At 72.7% G+C, this 19,699-nt stretch carries 15 protein-coding genes, 1 tRNA gene and 2 pseudogenes; 14 read left to right on the top strand and 4 right to left on the bottom strand.

The window, feature by feature from the left end; genetic code table 11:
* The first annotated feature begins 72 nt into the window (after positions 1–72).
* The 8 genes from ACFQZ6_RS29985 to ACFQZ6_RS30020 all read left to right on the top strand — a co-directional run bounded on the left by ACFQZ6_RS29985 (position 73) and on the right by ACFQZ6_RS30020 (position 8,665).
* The gene (locus tag ACFQZ6_RS29985) at positions 73–1,209 is read left to right on the top strand and encodes an inositol-3-phosphate synthase (RefSeq protein ID WP_381615238.1); all 1,137 of its coding nucleotides are present in this window, start codon (positions 73–75) and stop codon (positions 1,207–1,209) included.
* An 8-nt stretch (positions 1,210–1,217) separates the two neighbouring features.
* Complete coding sequence (locus ACFQZ6_RS29990) at positions 1,218–2,429, top strand: SCO3242 family prenyltransferase (RefSeq protein ID WP_381615241.1); 1,212 nt, start codon at positions 1,218–1,220, stop codon at positions 2,427–2,429.
* Entirely contained in the window at positions 2,426–3,355 is a 930-nt protein-coding gene (locus ACFQZ6_RS29995) for a sugar phosphate isomerase/epimerase family protein (RefSeq protein ID WP_381615244.1), read from the top strand. Before ACFQZ6_RS29990 ends, ACFQZ6_RS29995 begins: the two co-directional genes overlap by 4 nt.
* Entirely contained in the window at positions 3,352–4,119 is a 768-nt protein-coding gene (locus ACFQZ6_RS30000; protein ID WP_381615247.1) for an EboA domain-containing protein, read from the top strand. The genes ACFQZ6_RS29995 and ACFQZ6_RS30000 overlap by 4 nt, the downstream gene beginning before the upstream one ends.
* Positions 4,119–4,967: a TatD family hydrolase gene (locus ACFQZ6_RS30005; protein WP_381615250.1), complete on the top strand. Its 849-nt coding sequence runs from the start codon at positions 4,119–4,121 to the stop codon at positions 4,965–4,967. The genes ACFQZ6_RS30000 and ACFQZ6_RS30005 overlap by 1 nt, the downstream gene beginning before the upstream one ends.
* A gap of 3 nt (positions 4,968–4,970) precedes the next feature.
* Complete coding sequence (gene eboE / locus ACFQZ6_RS30010) at positions 4,971–6,164, top strand: metabolite traffic protein EboE (protein ID WP_381615253.1); 1,194 nt, start codon at positions 4,971–4,973, stop codon at positions 6,162–6,164.
* Positions 6,161–7,543 carry a nucleotide pyrophosphatase/phosphodiesterase family protein gene (locus ACFQZ6_RS30015; protein ID WP_381615256.1) on the top strand — a complete coding sequence of 461 codons (1,383 nt, stop codon included), beginning with the start codon at positions 6,161–6,163 and terminating at the stop codon, positions 7,541–7,543. Before eboE ends, ACFQZ6_RS30015 begins: the two co-directional genes overlap by 4 nt.
* 72 nt (positions 7,544–7,615) lie before the next feature.
* Positions 7,616–8,665, top strand: a complete 1,050-nt coding sequence (locus ACFQZ6_RS30020) for a sugar phosphate isomerase/epimerase family protein (RefSeq protein WP_381615259.1) — start codon at positions 7,616–7,618, stop codon at positions 8,663–8,665.
* A gap of 110 nt (positions 8,666–8,775) precedes the next feature.
* Here the strand turns inward: ACFQZ6_RS30020 and ACFQZ6_RS30025 are convergent, their stop codons facing one another.
* The 4 genes and pseudogenes from ACFQZ6_RS30025 to ACFQZ6_RS30040 form a co-directional block, all read right to left on the bottom strand.
* On the bottom strand, positions 8,776–10,164 hold the full coding sequence (locus tag ACFQZ6_RS30025) for an OFA family MFS transporter (RefSeq protein WP_381615262.1): 1,389 nt from the start codon (positions 10,162–10,164) through the stop codon (positions 8,776–8,778).
* A gap of 123 nt (positions 10,165–10,287) precedes the next feature.
* Complete coding sequence (locus ACFQZ6_RS30030; protein ID WP_381618754.1) at positions 10,288–12,432, bottom strand: acetate--CoA ligase family protein; 2,145 nt, start codon at positions 12,430–12,432, stop codon at positions 10,288–10,290.
* 4 nt (positions 12,433–12,436) lie between these two features.
* The gene (gene frc, locus ACFQZ6_RS30035) at positions 12,437–13,690 is read right to left on the bottom strand and encodes a formyl-CoA transferase (protein ID WP_381615265.1); all 1,254 of its coding nucleotides are present in this window, start codon (positions 13,688–13,690) and stop codon (positions 12,437–12,439) included.
* A 10-nt stretch (positions 13,691–13,700) separates the two neighbouring features.
* Positions 13,701–14,243: pseudogene (locus ACFQZ6_RS30040) on the bottom strand (thiamine pyrophosphate-dependent enzyme); the annotation flags it as partial.
* 1 nt (position 14,244) lies between these two features.
* Between ACFQZ6_RS30040 and ACFQZ6_RS30045 the strand changes: the two are divergent.
* From ACFQZ6_RS30045 to ACFQZ6_RS30070, 6 genes and pseudogenes are all read left to right on the top strand, one after another.
* A pseudogene (locus ACFQZ6_RS30045) lies at positions 14,245–14,586 on the top strand (ADP-forming succinate--CoA ligase subunit beta); the annotation flags it as partial.
* 13 nt (positions 14,587–14,599) lie between these two features.
* Positions 14,600–15,484, top strand: a complete 885-nt coding sequence (gene sucD, locus ACFQZ6_RS30050; protein ID WP_381615267.1) for a succinate--CoA ligase subunit alpha — start codon at positions 14,600–14,602, stop codon at positions 15,482–15,484.
* Between the two features lie 64 nt (positions 15,485–15,548).
* Complete coding sequence (locus ACFQZ6_RS30055; protein WP_381615270.1) at positions 15,549–17,090, top strand: aldehyde dehydrogenase family protein; 1,542 nt, start codon at positions 15,549–15,551, stop codon at positions 17,088–17,090.
* Positions 17,091–17,268: 178 nt separating this feature from the next.
* Positions 17,269–17,353: transfer RNA gene (locus ACFQZ6_RS30060), tRNA-Leu, on the top strand.
* A gap of 107 nt (positions 17,354–17,460) precedes the next feature.
* Entirely contained in the window at positions 17,461–18,738 is a 1,278-nt protein-coding gene (locus ACFQZ6_RS30065; RefSeq protein ID WP_381615273.1) for a glycosyltransferase family 4 protein, read from the top strand.
* Positions 18,735–19,616, top strand: a complete 882-nt coding sequence (locus tag ACFQZ6_RS30070) for a transferase (protein WP_381615276.1) — start codon at positions 18,735–18,737, stop codon at positions 19,614–19,616. The genes ACFQZ6_RS30065 and ACFQZ6_RS30070 overlap by 4 nt, the downstream gene beginning before the upstream one ends.
* The last annotated feature ends 83 nt before the right edge of the window (positions 19,617–19,699 follow it).

A 19,699-nucleotide genomic window follows, 5' to 3' on the forward strand; every position in this document is an offset into this window, starting at 1 on the left:
CGGGTCACCCGCCCGCGGCGGGGGCCGGGTCCGGCGAGCCACCAGGGTTCGCGCACGACAAGGAGGCTGCCCATGTCCGCGTCCCTTCCCCGTCCCCGCGTCGGCGTCTGGCTCATCGGCGCCCGCGGCTCCGTCGCCACCACCGTCGTCGCGGGCTGCGCCGCCGTGACGGCCGGGCTGCACCCGCCCACGGGCATGGTCACCGAGACCCCGCCCTTCGCGGACACCGGCCTGCCACCGCTCGCCGCCCTCGTCTTCGGCGGCCACGACACCATCGACTGCCCCCTCCCCAAACGCGCCGAAGCGCTCGCCGCGGGCGGCGTGCTCCCCGCCGGTCTGCCCGCCGCCGTCACCGCCGAACTCGCCGCCGCCGACGCCGAGATCCGCCCCGGCGGCCCCGCCCCCGGCGACACCCGCACCCCCGAAGAGCTGATCACCGCCTTCGCCGCCGACATCGAGGACTTCGTACGGCGCCACGACCTGACCCGGGCGGTGGTGGTGAACGTCGCCTCCACCGAGCCCCACCCCACCGACGGCACCCTCCCGCCCAGCTCCCTCTACGCGGCGGCGGCCCTCCGCGCGGGCTGCCCCTACGTCAACTTCACCCCCTCCACGGGACTGCACCACCCCGCCCTCGCCGCCGAGGCCGCCGCCAGCGGACTGCCGTACGCGGGCCGGGACGGCAAGACCGGCCAGACGCTGCTGCGTGCCGCCCTCGGCCCGATGTTCACCCAGCGCGCCCTCGACGTGCGGGCCTGGTCCGGGACGAACCTCCTCGGCGGCGGTGACGGCGCCGCGCTGGCCGACCCGGCCGCCGCGGCGGCGAAGAACGCGGGCAAGGAACGCGTCCTCGCCGACACCCTCGGCGGCACGCCCGAGGGCGAGGTCCACATCGACGACGTGCCCGCGCTCGGTGACTGGAAGACCGCCTGGGACCACATCGCCTTCGACGGCTTCCTCGGCACCCGCATGATCCTCCAGACCATCTGGCAGGGCTGCGACTCCGCCCTCGCCGCGCCCCTCGTCCTCGACCTGGCCCGCCTCACCCTGCGCGCTCACGAGGCGGGCATGTCCGGCCCGCTCGCCGACCTCGGCTTCTACTTCAAGGACCCGGTGGGGGACGGGCCGTCCGCCCTGTCCGACCAGTACACGGCCCTGACCGCCCTCGCCGCCCGCCTGCGCGCCTCCCGACGGGGGGAGGCACGGTGAGGGCGCTCGTGACGAAGGCCCTGACGGCGGCGGTGACCATGGTGGGTACGGCGGCGGTGACGGCGGCGGTGACCACCGCGGTCACCACCGCGGTCACGAGGAGGGCGGCCAACGAGGCGAGCCGCCCGCACCCCGGGCGGGCCGACAGCGTGGAGCCGGTTGGCAGTGTGGAGCTGGTCGGCAGCGGGGAGCCGGTCGGCAGCGGGGAGCCGGTCGGCAGCGTGGAGCCGGTCGGCAGCCCGGAGCCGGGCGGTAGTCCCACCGGCGCCGTCCACCGCAAGCGCGTCGGCGGGCGGCGGGCGGGCCGGGCCTGGGCCGAGTTGCTCCGGCTCCCGGCCCTGTTCACCGTCCCCGGCGACGCGCTCGCCGGGGCCGCCGCCAGCGCCGGGCGCCCCACCTCCCGCACCTTCCTCGCCATCGGCTCCTCCCTCTGCCTGTACTCCGCCGGTATGGCCCTCAACGACTGGGCGGACCGCGCCGAGGACGCCGCCGAACGCCCGCACCGCCCCCTGCCGTCCGGCAGGGTCCGCCCCGCCGCCGCCCTCACCGCGGCCTGCGCCCTCACCGGCGCCGGACTCGCCCTCGCGGCCCGCGCGGGACGCCCCGCCCTCACCGTCGCCGCCCCGCTGGCGGCCACCGTCTGGGCCTACGACCTGGCGCTGAAACACACGCCCGCGGGGCCCGCCGCCATGGCCGCCGCCCGCGCCGCCGACCTGCTTCTCGGCGCGGCGACCACCGCTGGCCGCACCCGTGACGCCCTCCCCTCCGCCGCCCTCCTCGGCACCCACACCCTCGCCGTCACCACCGTCTCCCGCCGCGAGACCCAGGGCGGCTCGACCCTGGCCCCGCTGGCGGCCCTCGCCGCGACGACCGCCCTCACCGGGCTGCTCACCCGCGGCCCGTCCAGGCCCCCGGCGGGCCGGAGGAACGCAGCCACCTCCGGCCCGCCGGGACGCTCCCCGCAGGCCGCCACCGGCCCCGGCACCCTGCGCACCGCCCTCGGCCTCCTCTACGCCGCCACCGCCGCCCGCCCGTACGCGCACGCCGTCCTCAACCCCTCACCCCCGCTCACCCAACGCGCCGTCAGCGGCGGCATCCGCGCCACCATCCCCCTCCAGGCCGCCCTGACCGCCCGCTCCGGGGCCCGGATCACCGCCCTGTGCGTCACCGCGCTCGCCCCGCTCGGCCGCAGGTACGCCAGGAAGGTGAGCGTCACATGAGCCCCAGCCCCCACCCCTTCCGCTTCGGCTACGGCACCAACGGCCTCGCCGACCTCCGCCTCGACGACGCCCTGGCCCTGCTCGCCGAGCTCGGCTACGACGGCGTCGGGCTCACCCTCGACCACATGCACCTGGACCCGCTGGCCCCCGACCTCGGCACCCGCACCCGCCAGGTCGCCCACCGGCTGGCCGCCCTCGGACTCGGCGTCACTGTGGAGACCGGCGCCCGCTACGTGCTCGACCCGCGCCGCAAACACGGACCCTCCCTCCTCGACCCGGACCCCGACGACCGCGCCCGACGCGTCGACCTGCTGCTGCGGGCCGTCCGGATCGCCGCCGACCTCGGCGCCCACGCGGTGCACTGCTTCAGCGGCATCACCCCGCCCGGCACGGACGAGGACACGGCGTGGAAACGCCTCACCGACTCCCTCACCCCCGTCCTCGCCGCCGCCGCTGCCGCCGACGTCCCCCTCGCCATCGAACCCGAGCCCGGTCACCTCCTCGCCACCCTCGCGGACTTCCACCGGCTGCGCGGCGCCCTCGGGGACCCGGGCCACCTCGGACTCACCCTCGACATCGGCCACTGCCAGTGCCTCGAACCCCTGCCGCCCGCCGACTGCGTGCGGGACGCCGGGCCCTGGCTGCGGCACGTCCAGATCGAGGACATGCGCCGCGGTGTCCACGAGCACCTCCCCTTCGGAGACGGTGAGATCGACTTCCCGCCCGTCCTGGCGGCCCTCGCGGCCACCGGCTACCAGGGGCTGACCGTCGTGGAACTGCCCCGCCACTCCCACGCGGGCCCTCACCACGCCGCACTCTCCCTCCCCTTCCTGCACCGCGCGGCAGCCTCCGCCACCGCGGACACGCCGCCCGTCGCACCCCCACCCGGCGAGCCCTCCGCCACCCCAGAAGGGAGCCCCACATGACCCACCCCCACGCCACCCCGGCCACCCCGGCGGCAAGCACGGCCCCCGACGGCGGCGGCCCCACCCACAGCCCCGACTCCACGAACACCGGCAACCCCACACCCCACCTCCCGCTCGCTCTCACCCCACCGCACGACCTGCGCACCCACCTCGACCGCCACCTCGGCGGAGCCGCCCGCGCCTGGCTCGACCAGGCCCTGGACGAGGCCGCCGCCCACCCCGGGGGCCACGGGCCGATCTCCGTGTGGGAGCTGCGCCTCGCCGAGGCCGGACGCCGCTGCGGGGCCGAGCACGCCGACGCCGCACGCGTGCTGATCCTGCACGCGGCCCACGCCGACGCCGCCGCGCTCACCCGGGTCTACTACCAGGGCACCGCCGCCGAACGCCGCGCCGTCCTGCACGCCCTGCCGCACCTCGTCCCCGGCCCCGACGCCCTCCCGCTCGTCGAGGACGCGCTGCGCACCAACGACACCCGGCTGGTCGCCGCCGCCGTCGGCCCCTACGCCGCCCGGCACCTCGACGCCCACAACTGGCGGCACGCCGTCCTGAAGTGCCTCTTCACCGGCGTGCCCGTGGACGAGGTGGCCGACCTGGAGCGCCGCGCCCGCGCGGACGCCGAACTCGGCCGCATGACGGGCGACTACGCCGCCGAACGCATCGCCGCGGGCCGCCCGGTCCCCGACGATCTGCGCCGCGTCCTGGCCCTGACCGAGTCCGCGCCCGCACCGCACGGAGCGGACACCCCCCACGGCAAGGAGTCCTGATGCGCATCTTCGACCCGCACATCCACATGACGTCCAGGACCACCGACGACTACGAGGCCATGTACGCCGCGGGCGTCCGCGCCGTCGTCGAACCGTCCTTCTGGCTCGGCCAGCCCCGCACCTCCCCGGCCACCTTCCTCGACTACTTCGACTCCCTCCTCGGCTGGGAGCCCTTCCGCGCCGCCCAGTACGGCATCGCCCACCACTGCACCCTCGCCCTCAACCCCAAGGAGGCCAACGACCCGCGCTGCGCCCCCGTCCTCGACGAACTGCCCCGCTACCTCGTCAAGGACCAGGTCGTCGCCGTCGGTGAGATCGGCTACGACTCCATGACCCCCGCCGAGGACACCGCCCTCGCCGCCCAGCTCCAGCTCGCCGCCGACCACGAACTGCCCGCGCTGGTGCACACCCCGCACCGCGACAAGCTCGCCGGGCTGCGCCGCACCCTCGACGTCGTCCGTGAGTCCGCCCTGCCCATGGACCGGGTCCTGGTCGACCACCTCAACGAGACCACGGTCAAGGAGGCCAAGGACAGCGGCTGCTGGCTCGGCTTCTCCGTCTATCCGGACACCAAGATGGACGAGGAGCGGATGGTCGCCATCCTGCGCGCCTACGGCCCCGACCAGGTGCTGGTGAACTCCGCCGCCGACTGGGGCCGCAGCGACCCGCTGAAGACCCGCAAGGTCGCCGACCTGATGCTCGCCGAGGGCTTCACCGACGACGACGTCGACCGGGTGCTGTGGCGCAACCCGGTGGCCTTCTACGGGCTCAGCGGACGCCTCGACCTCGACGTCGCCGCCACCGACCCCACCCACGAGGGCAACTCCATCCTGCGCGGCGGGGAGTGAGCGATGCGCTTCCGCCACCCCGACGGCTCCACCATCCACCTCGCCTACTGCACCAACGTCCACCCCGCGGAGACCCTCGACGGTGTCCTCGCCCAGCTCCGCGACCACTGCGAGCCCGTGCGGCGCAGGCTCGGCCGGGACCGGCTCGGCATCGGCCTGTGGCTGGCCAGGGACGCCGCCCACGCCCTGGTCACCGACCCGTCCGCGCTGCGCGGACTGCGCTGCGAACTGGACCGGCGCGGCCTGGAGGTCGTCACCCTCAACGGCTTCCCCTATCAGGGCTTCGGCGCCGAAGAGGTCAAGTACCGCGTCTACAAACCGGACTGGACCGACCCCGAGCGCCTCGAACACACCACCGCCCTGGCGCGCGTCCTCGCCGCGCTGCTGCCCGACGACGTCACCGAGGGCACCATCTCCACCCTCCCCGTCGCCTGGCGCACCCCGCTCCCGTTCCGCACCGGGGCCGCGCTCACCGAGGAGAGCAACCGCGCCGCCCGCGCCGCGCTGCTCGCCCTCGCCCAGCGCCTCGACGCGCTCCGGGACCTGACCGGCCACTCCATCCGCCTCGGCCTGGAACCGGAACCCGGCTGCGTCATCGAGACCACCGGCGACGCCATCGCCCCGCTCACCGCGATCGCCCACGACCGCATCGGCATCTGCGTCGACACCTGCCACCTCGCCACCTCCTTCGAAGACCCGGACACCGCCCTGGACACCCTCACCCGCGCCGGTGTCCCCATCGTCAAGTCGCAGCTCTCGGCCGCCCTGCACGCCGAACACCCCCACCTCCCCGAGGTCCGCGCCGCGCTGGCCGCCTTCGACGAACCCCGCTTCCTGCACCAGACCCGCACGGCCACCGCCGCCGGACTGCGCGGCACCGACGACCTCGGCGAGGCGCTCACGGGCGACGCCCTGCCCGACGCCGCACCCTGGCGCGCCCACTTCCACGTCCCGCTGCACGCGGCCCCCGCCGCGCCCCTCACCTCCACACTCCCCGTCCTCAGCACCGCCCTGGCCCGCCTGGTCGGCGGCCCGCACCCGCTCACCCGCCACCTGGAGGTCGAGACCTACACCTGGCAGGCCCTCCCGCCCGAGCTGCGGCCCCGCGGACGCGCCCAGCTCGCCGACGGCATCGCCGCCGAACTCACCCTCGCCCGCGACCTGCTGACCGACCTCGGCCTGAAGGAGCTGCCATGACCGCGCCCACCCCGCTCCTCGTCCTCGACGTCGTCGGCCTCACCCCCCGTCTCCTCGACCACATGCCCCACCTCAAGTCCCTCGCGCGGTCCGGCTCCCAGGCGTCCCTGGGCACCGTCCTGCCCGCGGTGACCTGCGCCGCCCAGTCCACCTTCCTCACCGGCGCCCTCCCCTCCGAGCACGGCATCGTCGGCAACGGCTGGTACTTCCGCGAGCTGGGCGACGTACTGCTGTGGCGCCAGCACAACGGACTGGTCGCCGGGGACAAGCTCTGGGACGCCGCCCGCCGCGCCCACCCCGGCTACACCGTCGCCAACATCTGCTGGTGGTACGCCATGGGCGCCGACACCGACATCACCGTCACCCCCCGTCCCGTCTACTACGCCGACGGCCGCAAGGAACCCGACTGCTACACCCGGCCCCCCGCCCTGCACGACGAACTCACCGAAGAACTCGGCACCTTCCCCCTCTTCCACTTCTGGGGGCCCGGCGCCGATCTGGTCTCCAGCCAGTGGATCATCGACGCCACCCGCCACATCCTGCGCACCCGCCACCCTGACCTGGCGCTCTGCTACCTCCCGCACCTCGACTACGACCTTCAGCGCTTCGGCCCCGACGACCCGCGCTCCCTCCAGGCCGCCGCCGATCTCGACCGGGCCATGGCACCACTCCTGGACGACGCCCGCGCCGAGGGCCGCACCGTCGTCGCGCTCTCGGAGTACGGCATCACCCGGGTGAGCCGCACCGTCGACATCAACCGCGCCCTGCGCCGGGCCGGGCTGCTGGAGGTGCACACCCAGGACGGCATGGAGTACCTCGACCCGATGGCGTCGAGGGCGTTCGCCGTCGCCGACCACCAGATCGCCCATGTCTACGTGCGCAGGCCCGAGGACCTCGACGCGGCCCGCGCCGCACTCGACGGACTGCCCGGCATCGAGCAACTCCTCGACGACGAGGGCAAGAAGGCCCACCACCTCGACCATCCGCGCTCCGGCGAACTCGTCGCCGTCGCGGAACCCGACGCCTGGTTCACGTACTACTACTGGCTCGACGACGCCCGCGCGCCCGACTTCGCACAGCTCGTCGAGATCCACCGCAAGCCCGGCTACGACCCGGTCGAACTCTTCATGGACCCGCTCGACCCCTACGTCAAGGTCAAGGCGGCGACCGCGCTGGCCCGCAAGAAACTGGGGATGCGCTACCGCATGGCGGTCGTGCCCCTGGATCCGTCACCTATTCGCGGGAGCCACGGCCGCCTCCCCGCGAGCGACGACGAAGGTCCGCTCCTCATCTGCTCCACCCCCCGCTCGGTCGGCGACCGCGTCGCGGCCACCGATGTGAAAGCACTCCTGCTCCACCTCGCCGGTCTCAGCACCTGACCAGCTCTCTTCCCACTGGTCACCAGTGAAGCACTCACCACTGACAACGCGCTCCCACCTGGAGGAGTTCCCATGAGCCGCACCCCCCGCAGCAGCCGCTGGAGCAAGGCGGAGGACCCCGAACTGTCCCACCGCCTCAGCAGGCGAGGGATGCTCGGCGTGGCCGCCGGTGCCACCGCCGCGGCCCTGCTCGGCGCCGCCGCGCCCGCCCAGGCCGCCACCACCGAGGCCGCGGGCCGTGGCCGCCCCGTCCTGCCGCCCGGCCGCCTCGGCATCCAGCTCTACAGCCTGCGCGACAAGGTCTCCACCCTCGGCTTCGCCCCCGTCTTCGCCGAGCTGGAGAAGTACGGGTACGACGAGGTCGAGTTCGCCGGGTACACCCAGGGCTCGGCCGGACCCATCACCCTCGCCCAGCTCAAGCGGCTGGCGCGCGACCACGGCCTGAACCCGATCGGCAGCCACGTCGGCTACTACTCCGACGACCCGAACGCCTACACCTTCGCCCAGAACCTCGACCAGGTCCTCGACGACGCCCAGGCCCTCGGCCTCAAGCACATCGGCACCGCCTCCGGACCCTTCCGCTACGGCTCCACCGTGGACGCCTGGAAGCGCGCCGCCGAGGAGTTCAACACCTACGGCGCCGCGGCCAAGGCACGCGGCATGAAGTTCTACCAGCACAACCACTCCGAGGAGTTCTCCTTCGCCACCGACCGGCCGGACGTCCGCCTCTACGACGTCCTCCTCGCCGAGACCGACCCCGACCTCGTCTACCTGGAGATGGACATCTACTGGGCGTACGTCGGCCAGTTCCGCTTCTCCCAGCGCCCGGACGGCACGCCCGCGCCCTTCGAACCCCTCGACTACGTCCTCGACCAGCCCGACCGCTACCCGCTCTTCCACGTCAAGGACGGCGAGCACGACCCGTCCGTGCCGCACGGCTACCGCATGGTCGACGTCGGTGACGGCGACATCGACTACCAGCGCTTCATCTCCGGCGTGACCCGGCTGCGCGGCCACCGCCTGGCCCACCACTGGCAGGCCGAGCACGACAACCCGGCGGAGTCCTTCACCTTCGCCCGCAAGTCCAGCGCACACCTGCACTCCCTGCGGGAGAAGTGCTGACCAACCCCGGCGCCCACACGCCAGGTGGCCCGCCCCGGACTTCCCGGGGCGGGCCACCTGGCGTGCTGAGACCCTGAGTCGTCTCGCGGCGGGGACGGATCGCGGCGGCGTCAGGCCATCTCCTCCCCGAGCGGATGGGGATTGGGAGCGATGCCGCGCGGGTTCGGCCTGCCCGGCGCCTTCAGGAACAGCGCCAGCACGGCCGAGGCCAGGCCGATGCTGCCCGCGATGACGAACGCGCCCTCGTAGTCCCAGGCACCGACCACGACCGCGCCCATCCCGGAGCCGACCAGACCGGAGATCAGCTTGGAGCTGTAGACCATGCCGTAGTTGGTGGCGTTGTTGTTCTCCCCGAAGTAGTCCGCCGTCATCGCCGCGAACAGCGGGAAGATCGCGCCGCCGCCGAAGCCGGAGACCATCGAGCAGAACAGGAAGAACGGCATACTGCCCATCGTCCCGGAGATCAGCACCCCGTACTGCGCGCTGCCCAGCACCACACAGACGATGATCAGGGTGTTGCGGCGCCCGTAGCGGTCGGAGATCCAGCCGATGACGCCGCGCCCCGTGCCGTTGACGATGGCCTTCAGGGACATCGCCGTGGCCACGATGCCGCCCGCGAAGCCCATGTCCTTGCCGAACGGCACCTGGAAGGCGATGCCGAAGATATTGATCCCGGCCGTGCACAGCAGACAGAACCACATCATCCACAGCACCGGTGTACGGGCGGCCTCCCTGGGGGTGTACTGCTTGACCGCGGGCGGGTTCTTCTCCAGCGCGCGGCGGATCTTCGGGTCGTCGGTCTGCCGCAGCGGGTCGACGTGCGGGGGCCACCAGTTCTTCGGCGGGTCCTTGAAGAACCACCCGGCCGCGGCCACCATCAGGCACAGCCCCACACCCACGCTGACCAGCACCGTCTGGTAGTTGGACAGGTCCATGTACGACGTGAACAGGAACACGAAGGGCACCGAGCCGTAGGCGAAGCCGCCGTTGACGAAGCCCGTCTTGCCGCCCTTGCGTTCCGGATACCACTTGCCGACCATGTTCACGCAGGTCGCGTAGACGCAACCGGCTCCGATGCCGCTGAACATGCCGAAGCCGAGGTAGGCGACGATCACGTGCGGCGCGTACGCCAGTGACAGATAGCCCAGCACGGTGCCGAGGGCACCCAGCATCATGGCCGCGCGCGCGGGCAGCCTGCCGCTCTCCCGCAACTGCCCGGCGGGGAAGGCCACGGCCGCCTGGAAGAACACCCAGACACCCATCAGCCAGAAGATGTGCCCACTGCTCCACAGGTGTGCCTCGTGGAGCGTGTCCTCCGCCGACGTGAACGCGTACTCGGAGGACGAGATGCCCATCATGCCGATCCACGGCAGGATGACCATCCACTTGCGTGGCCGCCCCATGACGTCGGTATCGGTCTCGCCGATCCGGTACACGCGGCCGTTGCGGTCCGTCACCTCCCGGTAGGGGACGGACGTCGAATACTCGGTGGTCGTCATCGTGCTCAGCACCCCTTGCGTCGAAAGTTCTGGCCAGCGCCCCCTGTCCAATGCCTTTCGTGCGCGCACGGGTCCCCGGGTCCGGCCGACGCGCACCGTCGGCCGGACCCGCGCTCCCTCACCTCATGAACCGCCCCCCAACAGCCCCGCCGCCCGCGCCCAGCGGTACTTCGCGCCGAGCACGGCCACCGGCTTCTCGGTCGTGTACGGGTACGCCACGACACCCCGCTCGAAGAGGTACTGGCACGCCTCCTCGACCTCGACGTCACCCGCGAGGGAGGCCACGACGGGCTTGGCGATCCCCCGTTCGCGGAACTCGGCGACCACCCGCGCGGTCAGCTCCGCGAACACCATCGGCGGGGTGACGATGGTGTGCCAGTAGCCGAGGACGAGCGCGTGGATGCGCGGGTCCTCCAACCCGAGGCGGATGGTCGCCTCGTACGTCGACGGGGGCTCGCCCCCGGTGATGTCCACCGGGTTGCCCGCCGCCCCGAACGGCGGGATGAACTCCCGGAACGACGCGTCCAGGTCCGGCGGGATCTCCATCAGGGGCAGGCCGTTGTCCGTCACGGCGTCGGACAGCAGCACCCCGCTGCCGCCCGCCCCGGTGATGATCACCACGTTGTCGCCCCGCGGGGCGGGGAGCACCGGCAACGCGCGCGCGTACTCCAGCATGTCGTTCAGGCCCGGCGCCCGGATGACACCGGCCTGCCGCAGGATGTCGTCGTAGACGGCGTCGTCGCCCGCGAGGGCCCCGGTGTGCGAACCGGCGGCCTTCGCGCCCGCCGCGGTGCGGCCCGCCTTCAGCACGACGACGGGCTTCCTCGGCACGGTCGCCCGCGCGGCCTCCACGAAGGCGCGGCCGTCCTTGAGGTCCTCCAGGTGCATCGCGATGCACTCGGTGTGCGGGTCCTCACCGAACCAGGTCAGCAGGTCGTCCTCGTCCAGGTCCGACTTGTTGCCGAGCCCGACGATCGCGGACACGCCGGTCTTCGTCGTCCGCGCGAAGCCCAGGATGGCCATCCCGATGCCCCCGGACTGCGAGGTCAGCGCGACACCGCCCTTGACGTCGTACGGCGTGCAGAACGTGGCGCACAGGTCCTGCCAGGTGGAGTAGTAGCCGTAGATGTTCGGGCCGAGCAGCCGGACGCCGTACCGCTCCGCGATGGCGACGATCTCGGCCTGGAGTCCGTGCTCGCCGGTCTCGGCGAACCCGGAGGGGATGAGGACGGCGTTGGGGATGCCCTTGCGTCCCACCTCCTGAAAAGCCTTGGCCACGAACTGGGCGGGAATGGCGAAGACGGCCACATCCACCTCACCGGGAACGTCCGTGACACTCTTGTACGCCTTGCGGCCGAGGATGTCATCGGCCCTGGGGTTCACCGGATGGATCTCCCCGGAGAAGCCCCCGTCGACGAGGTTGCGCATCACCGAGTTGCCGATCTTGCCCGCCTCGTTGGAGGCGCCGATCACGGCGACCGACGACGGCTGCATCAACCGGCGCATGGAGGTGAGGATCTCCTCGCGCGTGTAGCGCCGCCGCGGCGGTGGCTGCGACCCCGCGAGGATCACCCGGACGTCGGCGGCGACCGCGCCGTCGGCCGTCGCGACCACCGGGTTGAGGTCCACCTCCGCGATCTCCGGGAAGTCCGCCACGAGCTGGGAGACCCGGCGGATCTGCTCGGCGACCGCCCACCGGTCGACGCCCGCCTGCCCGCGCACCCCGCGCAGCACCTCCGCCGACCGGATGGAGTCCAGCATGGACAGCGCCTCGTCGGCGGTCACGGGCGCCAGCCGGAACGTGACGTCCCTCAGCACCTCGACGAGCACCCCGCCGAGCCCGAACGCCACCACCTTGCCGAACGTCGGGTCCGTCACCGCCCCGACGATGACCTCCTGCCCGCGCGGGAGCAGCTCCTGCACCTGCACGCCGTCGATCCGGGCGTCCGCGTCGTACGCGCGCGCGTTGTCGACGATCTCGCGGAACGCCGCCCGGACCGCCGCGGCGCCCTCGACCCCGACGACCACCCCGCCCGCGTCGGTCTTGTGCAGGATGTCCGGGGAGACGATCTTCATCACCACGGGCCCGCCGAAGCGCGCCGCGTACGCCACGGCCTCGTCGACGTCGGTCGCCAGCTCCTCACCGGGCACGGCGATCCCGTAGGCGTCGGCGACCACCCTGCCCTCGGGCGCGGTGAGCGCGGTGCGTCCCTCGGCCCGCACGGAGTCGAGGAGCGCGCGCACCCGCAGCACCCGGTCTTCGGCCATCACGTCAGATCACCCCGTTCGACTTGAGCAGGCGCAGCTCCTCGTCACCGAGGCCCAGCTCGCCGACGTAGACCTCTTCGTTGTGCTCGCCCAGCAGCGGGGAACTGGTCACGTCCACGGGGGAGTCGGAGAGCTTCAGCGGACTGCCCACGGTCATGAACTCGCCGCGCTGCGGGTGCGGGACGCGCACCACCATCTCGTTGGCGGCCAGCGAGGAGTCCTCGATGATCTCCTTGGTGGACAGGATCGGCCCGCACGGGATGTTGTGGGCGTTCAGCCGCTCCAGCACCTCCCACTTGGGCAGCGTTGAGGACCACTCCTCGATGAGCTGGAACATCTTGTTCAGCTTCGGCAGCCGGGCCTCGGGCGTCGCCCACTCGGGGTCCTCCGCCAGCTCCGGACGCCCGATCAGCTCACTGATCGGCCGCCAGCCGACGGGCTGCACGATCACGTACACGTAGTCGTTCGGACCGCCGGGCGCGCACTTGACGGCCCAGCCGGGCTGACCGCCGCCGGACGCGTTCCCGGACCTGGGAACCTCGTCGCCGAAGTCGTCGTTGGGATATTCAGCGAGTGGGCCATGGGCCAGGCGCTGCTGGTCGCGCAACTTCACCCGGCAGAGGTTGAGCACCGCGTGCTGCATGGCCACGTTCACCCGCTGCCCGCGCCCGGTGCGCTCCCGCTGGTACAGGGCGGCGAGTATGCCCGCCACGGCGTGGACGCCCGTGCCCGAGTCCCCGATCTGGGCGCCCGTCGCCAGCGGCGGCCCGTCCTCGAAACCGGTGGTCGACATCGACCCGCCCATGGCCTGCGCGACGACCTCGTACGCCTTGAAGTCGGTGTACGGGCCCTCGCCGAACCCCTTGATGGAGGCATACACGATCCGAGGATTGATCTCCTGGACGCGGTCCCAGGTGAAGCCCATGCGGTCGACCGCGCCCGGCCCGAAGTTCTCGACCATGACGTCCGAGCGCCGGATCAGCTCGGTGAGGAGTTCCTTGCCGCGCTCGGTCTTGGTGTTGAGGGTGATGCTCCGTTTGTTGCAGTTGAGCATCGTGAAGTAGAGGGAGTCGACGTCGGGGAGGTCACGCAACTGCTTGCGCGTGATGTCACCGGTCGGCGCCTCCAGCTTGACGACGTCCGCGCCGAGCCAGGCCAGCAGTTGGGTGGCCGACGGCCCGGACTGGACGTGGGTCATGTCGAGGACGCGGATGCCTTCAAGGGCCTTGGTGCGGATGCCTTCGAGAGCCTCGGTCATGAAGCGCTCCTCACTTGTACATGGTCTGGTTCATGGTTCCGGGGGCGTACGCGTCCGGGTCGACCCAGACGTTGATCAGCGACGGCTTGCCCGACTCCCGGGCGCGCCGCAGCGCCGGGCCGATCTCGGCGGGGTCGCGGACCTCCTCGCCGTAACCGCCCAGCATCTGGGCGAACCTGTCGTAGTGGACGTCGCCGAGGGTGTTGCCGACCCGCTCGCGCTCGGTGCCGTACTTGGCGGCCTGGCCGTAACGGATTTGGTTCATGGAGGAGTTGTTGCCGACGATGCCGACGAAGGGGAGGTCGTAGCGGACGAGAGTCTCGAAGTCCCAGCCGGTGAGGGAGAAGGCGCCGTCGCCGAAGAGCGCGACGACCTCCTTGTCGGGCCGCGCCTGCTTGGCGGCCAGCACGAAGGGGACACCGACGCCGAGCGTGCCGAGCGGGCCCGGGTCCATCCAGTGACCCGGTGACTTGGGCTGCACGACCTGCCCGGAGAAGGTGACGATGTCCCCGCCGTCCCCGATGTAGATCGAGTCCTCGGTGAGGAAGTCGTTGGGGTGCGGCGCACGCCCCGCCAACTTCCTGGACATCGGCGGCGGCGCCTCCGCCCGCGTCATGGCGGACGGCCTGTCGGTCATCCTCTCCGGCCCGGACGTCAAGTCGGTCCTCGTCAACGTCTTCGGCGGGATCACCGCCTGCGACGCCGTCGCCGAGGGCATCGTGCGGGCCCTGGACACCGTACGGCTCACCAGACCGCTCGTCGTCCGGCTCGACGGCAACAACGCCGCCCGCGCCCGGGCCGTCCTCGACGCGCACGCCCACCCGCTGGTCCAGCAGGCCACCACCATGGACGGCGCCGCCCGCCGGGCCGCCCAACTCGCCACCACCGCCCCCTAAGGAGCCGGGACGCATGGCCATCTACCTCACCCAGGAGAGCAGGGTTCTCGTCCAGGGCATGACCGGCGGCGAGGGCATGAAGCACACCCGCCGGATGCTCGCGGCGGGCACCAACGTCGTCGGCGGCGTCAACCCGCGCAAGGCGGGCCGCACCGTCGACTTCGACGACCGCGCCGTCCCCGTCTTCGGGTCGGTAGCGCAGGGCATGGCCGAGACCGGCGCGGACGCCACCGTCGTCTTCGTGCCGCCCGCCTTCGCCAAGGCCGCCGTCACCGAGGCCGCCGACGCGGGCATCGGACTCGCGGTCGTCATCACCGAGGGCATCCCCGTCCACGACACCGTCGCCTTCACCACCCACGCCGCCCGGCGCGGCACCCGCGTCATCGGCCCCAACTGCCCCGGCCTGATCACCCCCGGCCAGTCCAACGCGGGCATCATCCCCGCCGACATCACCAAACCCGGCCGCATCGGCCTGGTCTCCAAGTCCGGCACCCTCACCTACCAGCTCATGTACGAACTGCGCGACACCGGCTTCTCCACCTGCGTCGGCATCGGCGGCGACCCGGTCGTCGGCACCACCCACATCGACTGCCTGGCCGCCTTCGAGGACGACCCCGACACCGAACTCATCGTCCTCGTCGGCGAGATCGGCGGCGACGCCGAGGAACGCGCCGCCGCCTACGTCCGCGACCACGTCACCAAGCCGGTCGTCGGCTACATCGCCGGTTTCACCGCCCCCGAGGGCAAGACCATGGGCCACGCGGGCGCCATCGTGTCCGGCTCGTCCGGCACGGCGCGGGCGAAGAAGGAGGCGCTGGAGGCGGTCGGCGTACGGGTGGGCGACACGCCGACGCGGACGGCCCGCCTGGCGCAGGAGGCGCTGGACGCCGCCGAGTGAGGCACCGCGCCACCGCGCCATGACCCCCGCCCGCCCCGACCGTGCACCGAGAGCGGAGCTGACAATGGCACCCACCCTCACCCTCAAGCCCGGCACCTCCTGGGCGGACGCCTGGCGGCGCTGTCTCGCCGTCGCCCCGGAGGCGTTCCAGGACGACCGCGTCCTCAACCTGTACGGCGCCACCTGGCGGGCGGACGGCCGGGCGCTGCCCGCCACCACGCCCGTCGACGGCAGCCCCATCGCGGGCCCGCCACGCCTCGACCGGGACACCGCCCACCAGGCCGTACGCGCCTCCCTCGACCAGCACCGCGCCTGGCGGCACGTGCCGCTGGCCGAACGCCGCGCCCGGGTCGCCGCCACCCTCGACGCCGTCACCGAACACCGCGAACTGCTCGCACTGCTGCTCGTCTGGGAGATCGGCAAGCCCTGGCGGCTCGCCCAGGCGGACGTGGACCGGGCCATCGACGGGGTGCGCTGGTACGTCGACGGCATCGCACCGATGCTCACCGGGCGGGCGCCGCTGGACGGGCCGGTGTCCAACATCGCGAGCTGGAACTACCCGATGAGCGTGCTCGTTCACGCGATGCTGGTGCAGGCGCTGGCGGGCAACGCGGTCATCGCCAAGACCCCGACCGACGGCGGCGTGGCCTGTCTGACCCTGGCCTCGGCGCTCGCCGCCCGCGAGGGGGTCCCCGTCACCCTCGTCAGCGGCGGCGGGGGCGAGCTGTCCGAGGCGCTGGTGCGGGCGCCGGAGATCGGCTGCGTCTCCTTCGTCGGCGGCCGGGACACCGGCGCCGCGGTGGCCACGGCGGTCACCGACCTCGGCAAACGACACATCCTGGAACAGGAGGGACTCAACACCTGGGGCATCTGGAACCACTCAGACTGGGACACGCTCGCGGCCGTCATCCCCAAGCTCTTCGACTACGGCAAACAGCGCTGCACCGCCTACCCGCGCTTCGTCGTCCAGCGGACGCTGTTCGACGAGTTCCTCGCGGCCTACCTCCCCGCTGTCCGCACCCTCAAGGTCGGCCACCCGCTGGCGGTCGAGGACCCGTCCGACCCGTACCCCCGGCTGGACTTCGGACCGGTGATCAACGCGGCCAAGGCGAAGGAACTGCACGACCAGGTCGCCGAGGCCGTCGACCGCGGCGCCGTCCCCCTGCACCGCGGCAAGCTGTCCGACGCCCGCTTCCTGCCCGGCCAGGACACGTCCGCCTACGTCCAGCCGGTCACCCTGCTCAACCCGCCCCCCTCCTCCCCCCTGCACCACGCGGAACCCTTCGGCCCGGTCGACACGATCGTCCTGGTCGACACGGAGGCCGAACTGCTGGCCGCCATGAACGCGTCCAACGGCGCCCTGGTCGCCACCCTCTCCACCGACGACCGCGCGACCTACGACCGGCTCGCCCCTCAGATCCGCGCCTTCAAGACCGGCCACGGCACACCACGCTCCCGCGGCGACCGCGACGAACTCTTCGGCGGCCTCGGCGCGTCCTGGCGCGGCGCGTTCGTCGGCGGCGACCTGCTGGTGCGCGCGGTGACCCGGGGCCCGGTGGGGGAGCGGTTGCCGGGGAACTTCCCCGACTACCACCTGATGCCGTAGCCCACCGACGAGCCGGGCGACGCCCGCCCCCTCACTCACCGTGAGGACCCCACAGCGTCCCGTCTACACCCCCCGGACCCTCCAGGGGCAAGGAAACGCAGGTGAAGGGCACTGCGAACTCTTGGTATGGTTGTCCATGTCGCCGCGGGGAACACCCCGCTCAGGCGGCAGACACCTGGTCCGGGTGGCGGAATGGCAGACGCGCTAGCTTGAGGTGCTAGTGCCCTTTATCGGGCGTGGGGGTTCAAGTCCCCCCTCGGACACTTCTCAGCGAGGGCCCGGCCTAACGGTCGGGCCCTCGTTTCTTCGGCACGGGCACGAAGGGATAACGGTGGGCAACCCTTGGGTTAATGGGGAGGTCTAGTCCGCCATGAAGATCTCTTTCCTTCTCCACAACGCCTATGGGATCGGAGGCACGATCACCACCACGTTCAATCTGGCGCAGGCCCTGGCCGAGCGGCATGAGGTGGAGATCGTCTCCGTACTGCGGCATCGGGAGCGGCCCAACTTCACCCTGGACCCCCGGGTGACGCTGCGGCCCCTGGTCGACCTGCGGCACGAGAAGGAAGACCCGCGGCATCTGAGACCGGCGCGGGTCTTCCCCCGTGCCGAGTACCGCTACCAGCAGTACAGCGAGCTGACGGACCAGCGGATCGGTGAGTGTCTGGCGTCGATCGACGCCGACGTGGTCATCGGCACCCGCCCGGGGCTCAACGTGCACCTCGCGCTCCAGGCCCCGTCGCACGTCGCCCGCGTCGGGCAGGAGCACCTCACCCTCGACAACCACCCGCCCGCGCTGCGCACCACCCTCCGGCGCGCCTACCGCGGACTCGACGTGCTCACCACCGTCACCGAGGCCGACGCCGCCGCCTACCGGCGCAAGATGCGACTGCCGGGCGTGCTGGTGGAGGCCCTGCCCAACAGCGTGCCCGATCCGGTGCTGCCCCCCTCCGACGGCACCGCCAAGATCGTCGTCGCGGCCGGACGGCTCGTCCCCGTCAAGCGCTACGACCTGCTCATCGAGGCCTTCGCGCTGGTCGCCGCCGAGCGACCCGACTGGCAGCTCCGCATCTACGGCAAGGGCGAGGAACACGACCGGCTGCGGCGACTGATCGAGCGGCTCCACCTGTCCGACAACGTCTTCCTGATGGGCGCCGCGGCCCCCATGGAGGCCGAGTGGGTCAAGGGGTCCATCGGCGCCGCCGCCTCCAACTTCGAACCGTTCGGCATGACCATCGTCGAGGCGATGCGCTGCGGACTGCCGGTCGTCAGCACCGACTGCCCCTACGGCCCCGGCGAGATCATCGACGACGGCGCCGACGGGCGACTCGTACCGGTCGGGGACGCCCAGGCCATGGGCGCCGCGCTGCTCGACCTCGTCCGCGACGACGAACTGCGCCGCACCATGGGCGCCACCGCCATCCGCAACGCCGCCCGCCGCTTCGCCCCCGGCCCCGTCGTGGAGCAGGCCGAACGCCTGCTCGGCGCGGCCACCGCGGCGCGGAGCAGCGGCACGCGCCCCGCCGCACCCGGCCCCGCCCGCAACCGGGTGCAACACGCCCTGATCAGCCAGAGGTTCGCCGTCCGCGACGTCGCCTACACCATGGCCAGCAGCGCCCTGCGCACCGTACGGAAGGGCCAGCGATGAGCAGCCAGACCATAGAGCCCACCAGCACCGACGACGCCCTGCACCCCCGCACCCACTGCACCGTCGACGCCGACGGGCGGATCAGCCTCGTCCTGCCGTCCGGCACCGCCGCGGACGTTCCCGCGCCCCAGTTGCTGCTGCGGCTGCGTCCCAAGAAGGGTCAACCTGAGAAGACCCTGCGCGTCCTCGACCTCCAGCGCGGCGACGACGGGCGGCTGAACGGCGTACTCGACGTGGAGCCCGCGCTTCCCGAAGGGCGCTGGGACCTGTTCCTGCTGACCGCCGGGGCCGGACCGGACGCCCCGCGGCACCGGCTGCGCCCCGGGATGCGGGATCTGCGCGCGCTGGTCGACGGGCAGAGCCGCCAGCGGCACTCGCCGGTCGCCGTACGCGTGCCCTACGCCACCAAGGACGGGTTCCTCGCGGTGCGGACCTGGCTGCGCACCGCCCACGCCGAGGTCGAGCGGATGACCGCGACGGACCGCTCCCTGACCGTCCGGGCCCGGCTGCACGGCGCCCGGCTCACCGCGTCGGCCACCGTACGGCTGCGCCCGCGCGGCGGCGACGGTGCCGTGCGCACCCTGCGCGCCGAGCCCGACGGGGGCGGGCAGGGGTTCTGGTTCACCGTGGACTACGGCGAGCTGGTCGCCGACGGCGGTGGGGCGGCCCCCCGCATCTGGGACGCCTTCGTCAAGGTCGAGGACCCCGACGCGGTGGCGCCCGTACGCATCGCCCGACTCCTGGACGACGTGGCGGACCGCAAGGGGATCTTCGTCTATCCGGAGGCCACCGTCGGCGGCGCCACCGTCCGGCCCTACTACACGGTCGACAACGACCTCTCCGTGAAGGTGGCCCCCGCGGCCCCCAGGGCCATGTGACACCTCGACGGACACTCCAGCGCGTGCCGCCGCGATCTTCGCCGCGGCCTGTCGGATTCTTGACCAAGCCCCCGCGGCGCGCG

Origin of the sequence: Streptomyces flavalbus, assembly GCF_042674625.1 — a bacterium.
GTDB lineage: Bacteria > Actinomycetota > Actinomycetes > Streptomycetales > Streptomycetaceae > Streptomyces > Streptomyces flavalbus.

Excerpts from the sequence above, each read along its gene's own strand:
- ACFQZ6_RS29985 (WP_381615238.1), top strand. The coding sequence starts at position 73 with ATGTCCGCGTCCCTTCCCCGTCCCCGCGTCGGCGTCTGGCTCATCGGC.
- ACFQZ6_RS29995 (WP_381615244.1), top strand. The coding sequence starts at position 2,426 with ATGAGCCCCAGCCCCCACCCCTTCCGCTTCGGCTACGGCACCAACGGC.
- ACFQZ6_RS30000 (WP_381615247.1), top strand. The coding sequence starts at position 3,352 with ATGACCCACCCCCACGCCACCCCGGCCACCCCGGCGGCAAGCACGGCC.
- ACFQZ6_RS30005 (WP_381615250.1), top strand. The coding sequence starts at position 4,119 with ATGCGCATCTTCGACCCGCACATCCACATGACGTCCAGGACCACCGAC.
- eboE (WP_381615253.1), top strand. The coding sequence starts at position 4,971 with ATGCGCTTCCGCCACCCCGACGGCTCCACCATCCACCTCGCCTACTGC.
- ACFQZ6_RS30015 (WP_381615256.1), top strand. The coding sequence starts at position 6,161 with ATGACCGCGCCCACCCCGCTCCTCGTCCTCGACGTCGTCGGCCTCACC.
- ACFQZ6_RS30020 (WP_381615259.1), top strand. The coding sequence starts at position 7,616 with ATGAGCCGCACCCCCCGCAGCAGCCGCTGGAGCAAGGCGGAGGACCCC.
- ACFQZ6_RS30025 (WP_381615262.1), bottom strand. The coding sequence starts at position 10,164 with ATGACGACCACCGAGTATTCGACGTCCGTCCCCTACCGGGAGGTGACG.
- ACFQZ6_RS30030 (WP_381618754.1), bottom strand. The coding sequence starts at position 12,432 with ATGGCCGAAGACCGGGTGCTGCGGGTGCGCGCGCTCCTCGACTCCGTG.
- frc (WP_381615265.1), bottom strand. The coding sequence starts at position 13,690 with ATGACCGAGGCTCTCGAAGGCATCCGCACCAAGGCCCTTGAAGGCATC.
- sucD (WP_381615267.1), top strand. The coding sequence starts at position 14,600 with ATGGCCATCTACCTCACCCAGGAGAGCAGGGTTCTCGTCCAGGGCATG.
- ACFQZ6_RS30055 (WP_381615270.1), top strand. The coding sequence starts at position 15,549 with ATGGCACCCACCCTCACCCTCAAGCCCGGCACCTCCTGGGCGGACGCC.
- ACFQZ6_RS30065 (WP_381615273.1), top strand. The coding sequence starts at position 17,461 with ATGAAGATCTCTTTCCTTCTCCACAACGCCTATGGGATCGGAGGCACG.
- ACFQZ6_RS30070 (WP_381615276.1), top strand. The coding sequence starts at position 18,735 with ATGAGCAGCCAGACCATAGAGCCCACCAGCACCGACGACGCCCTGCAC.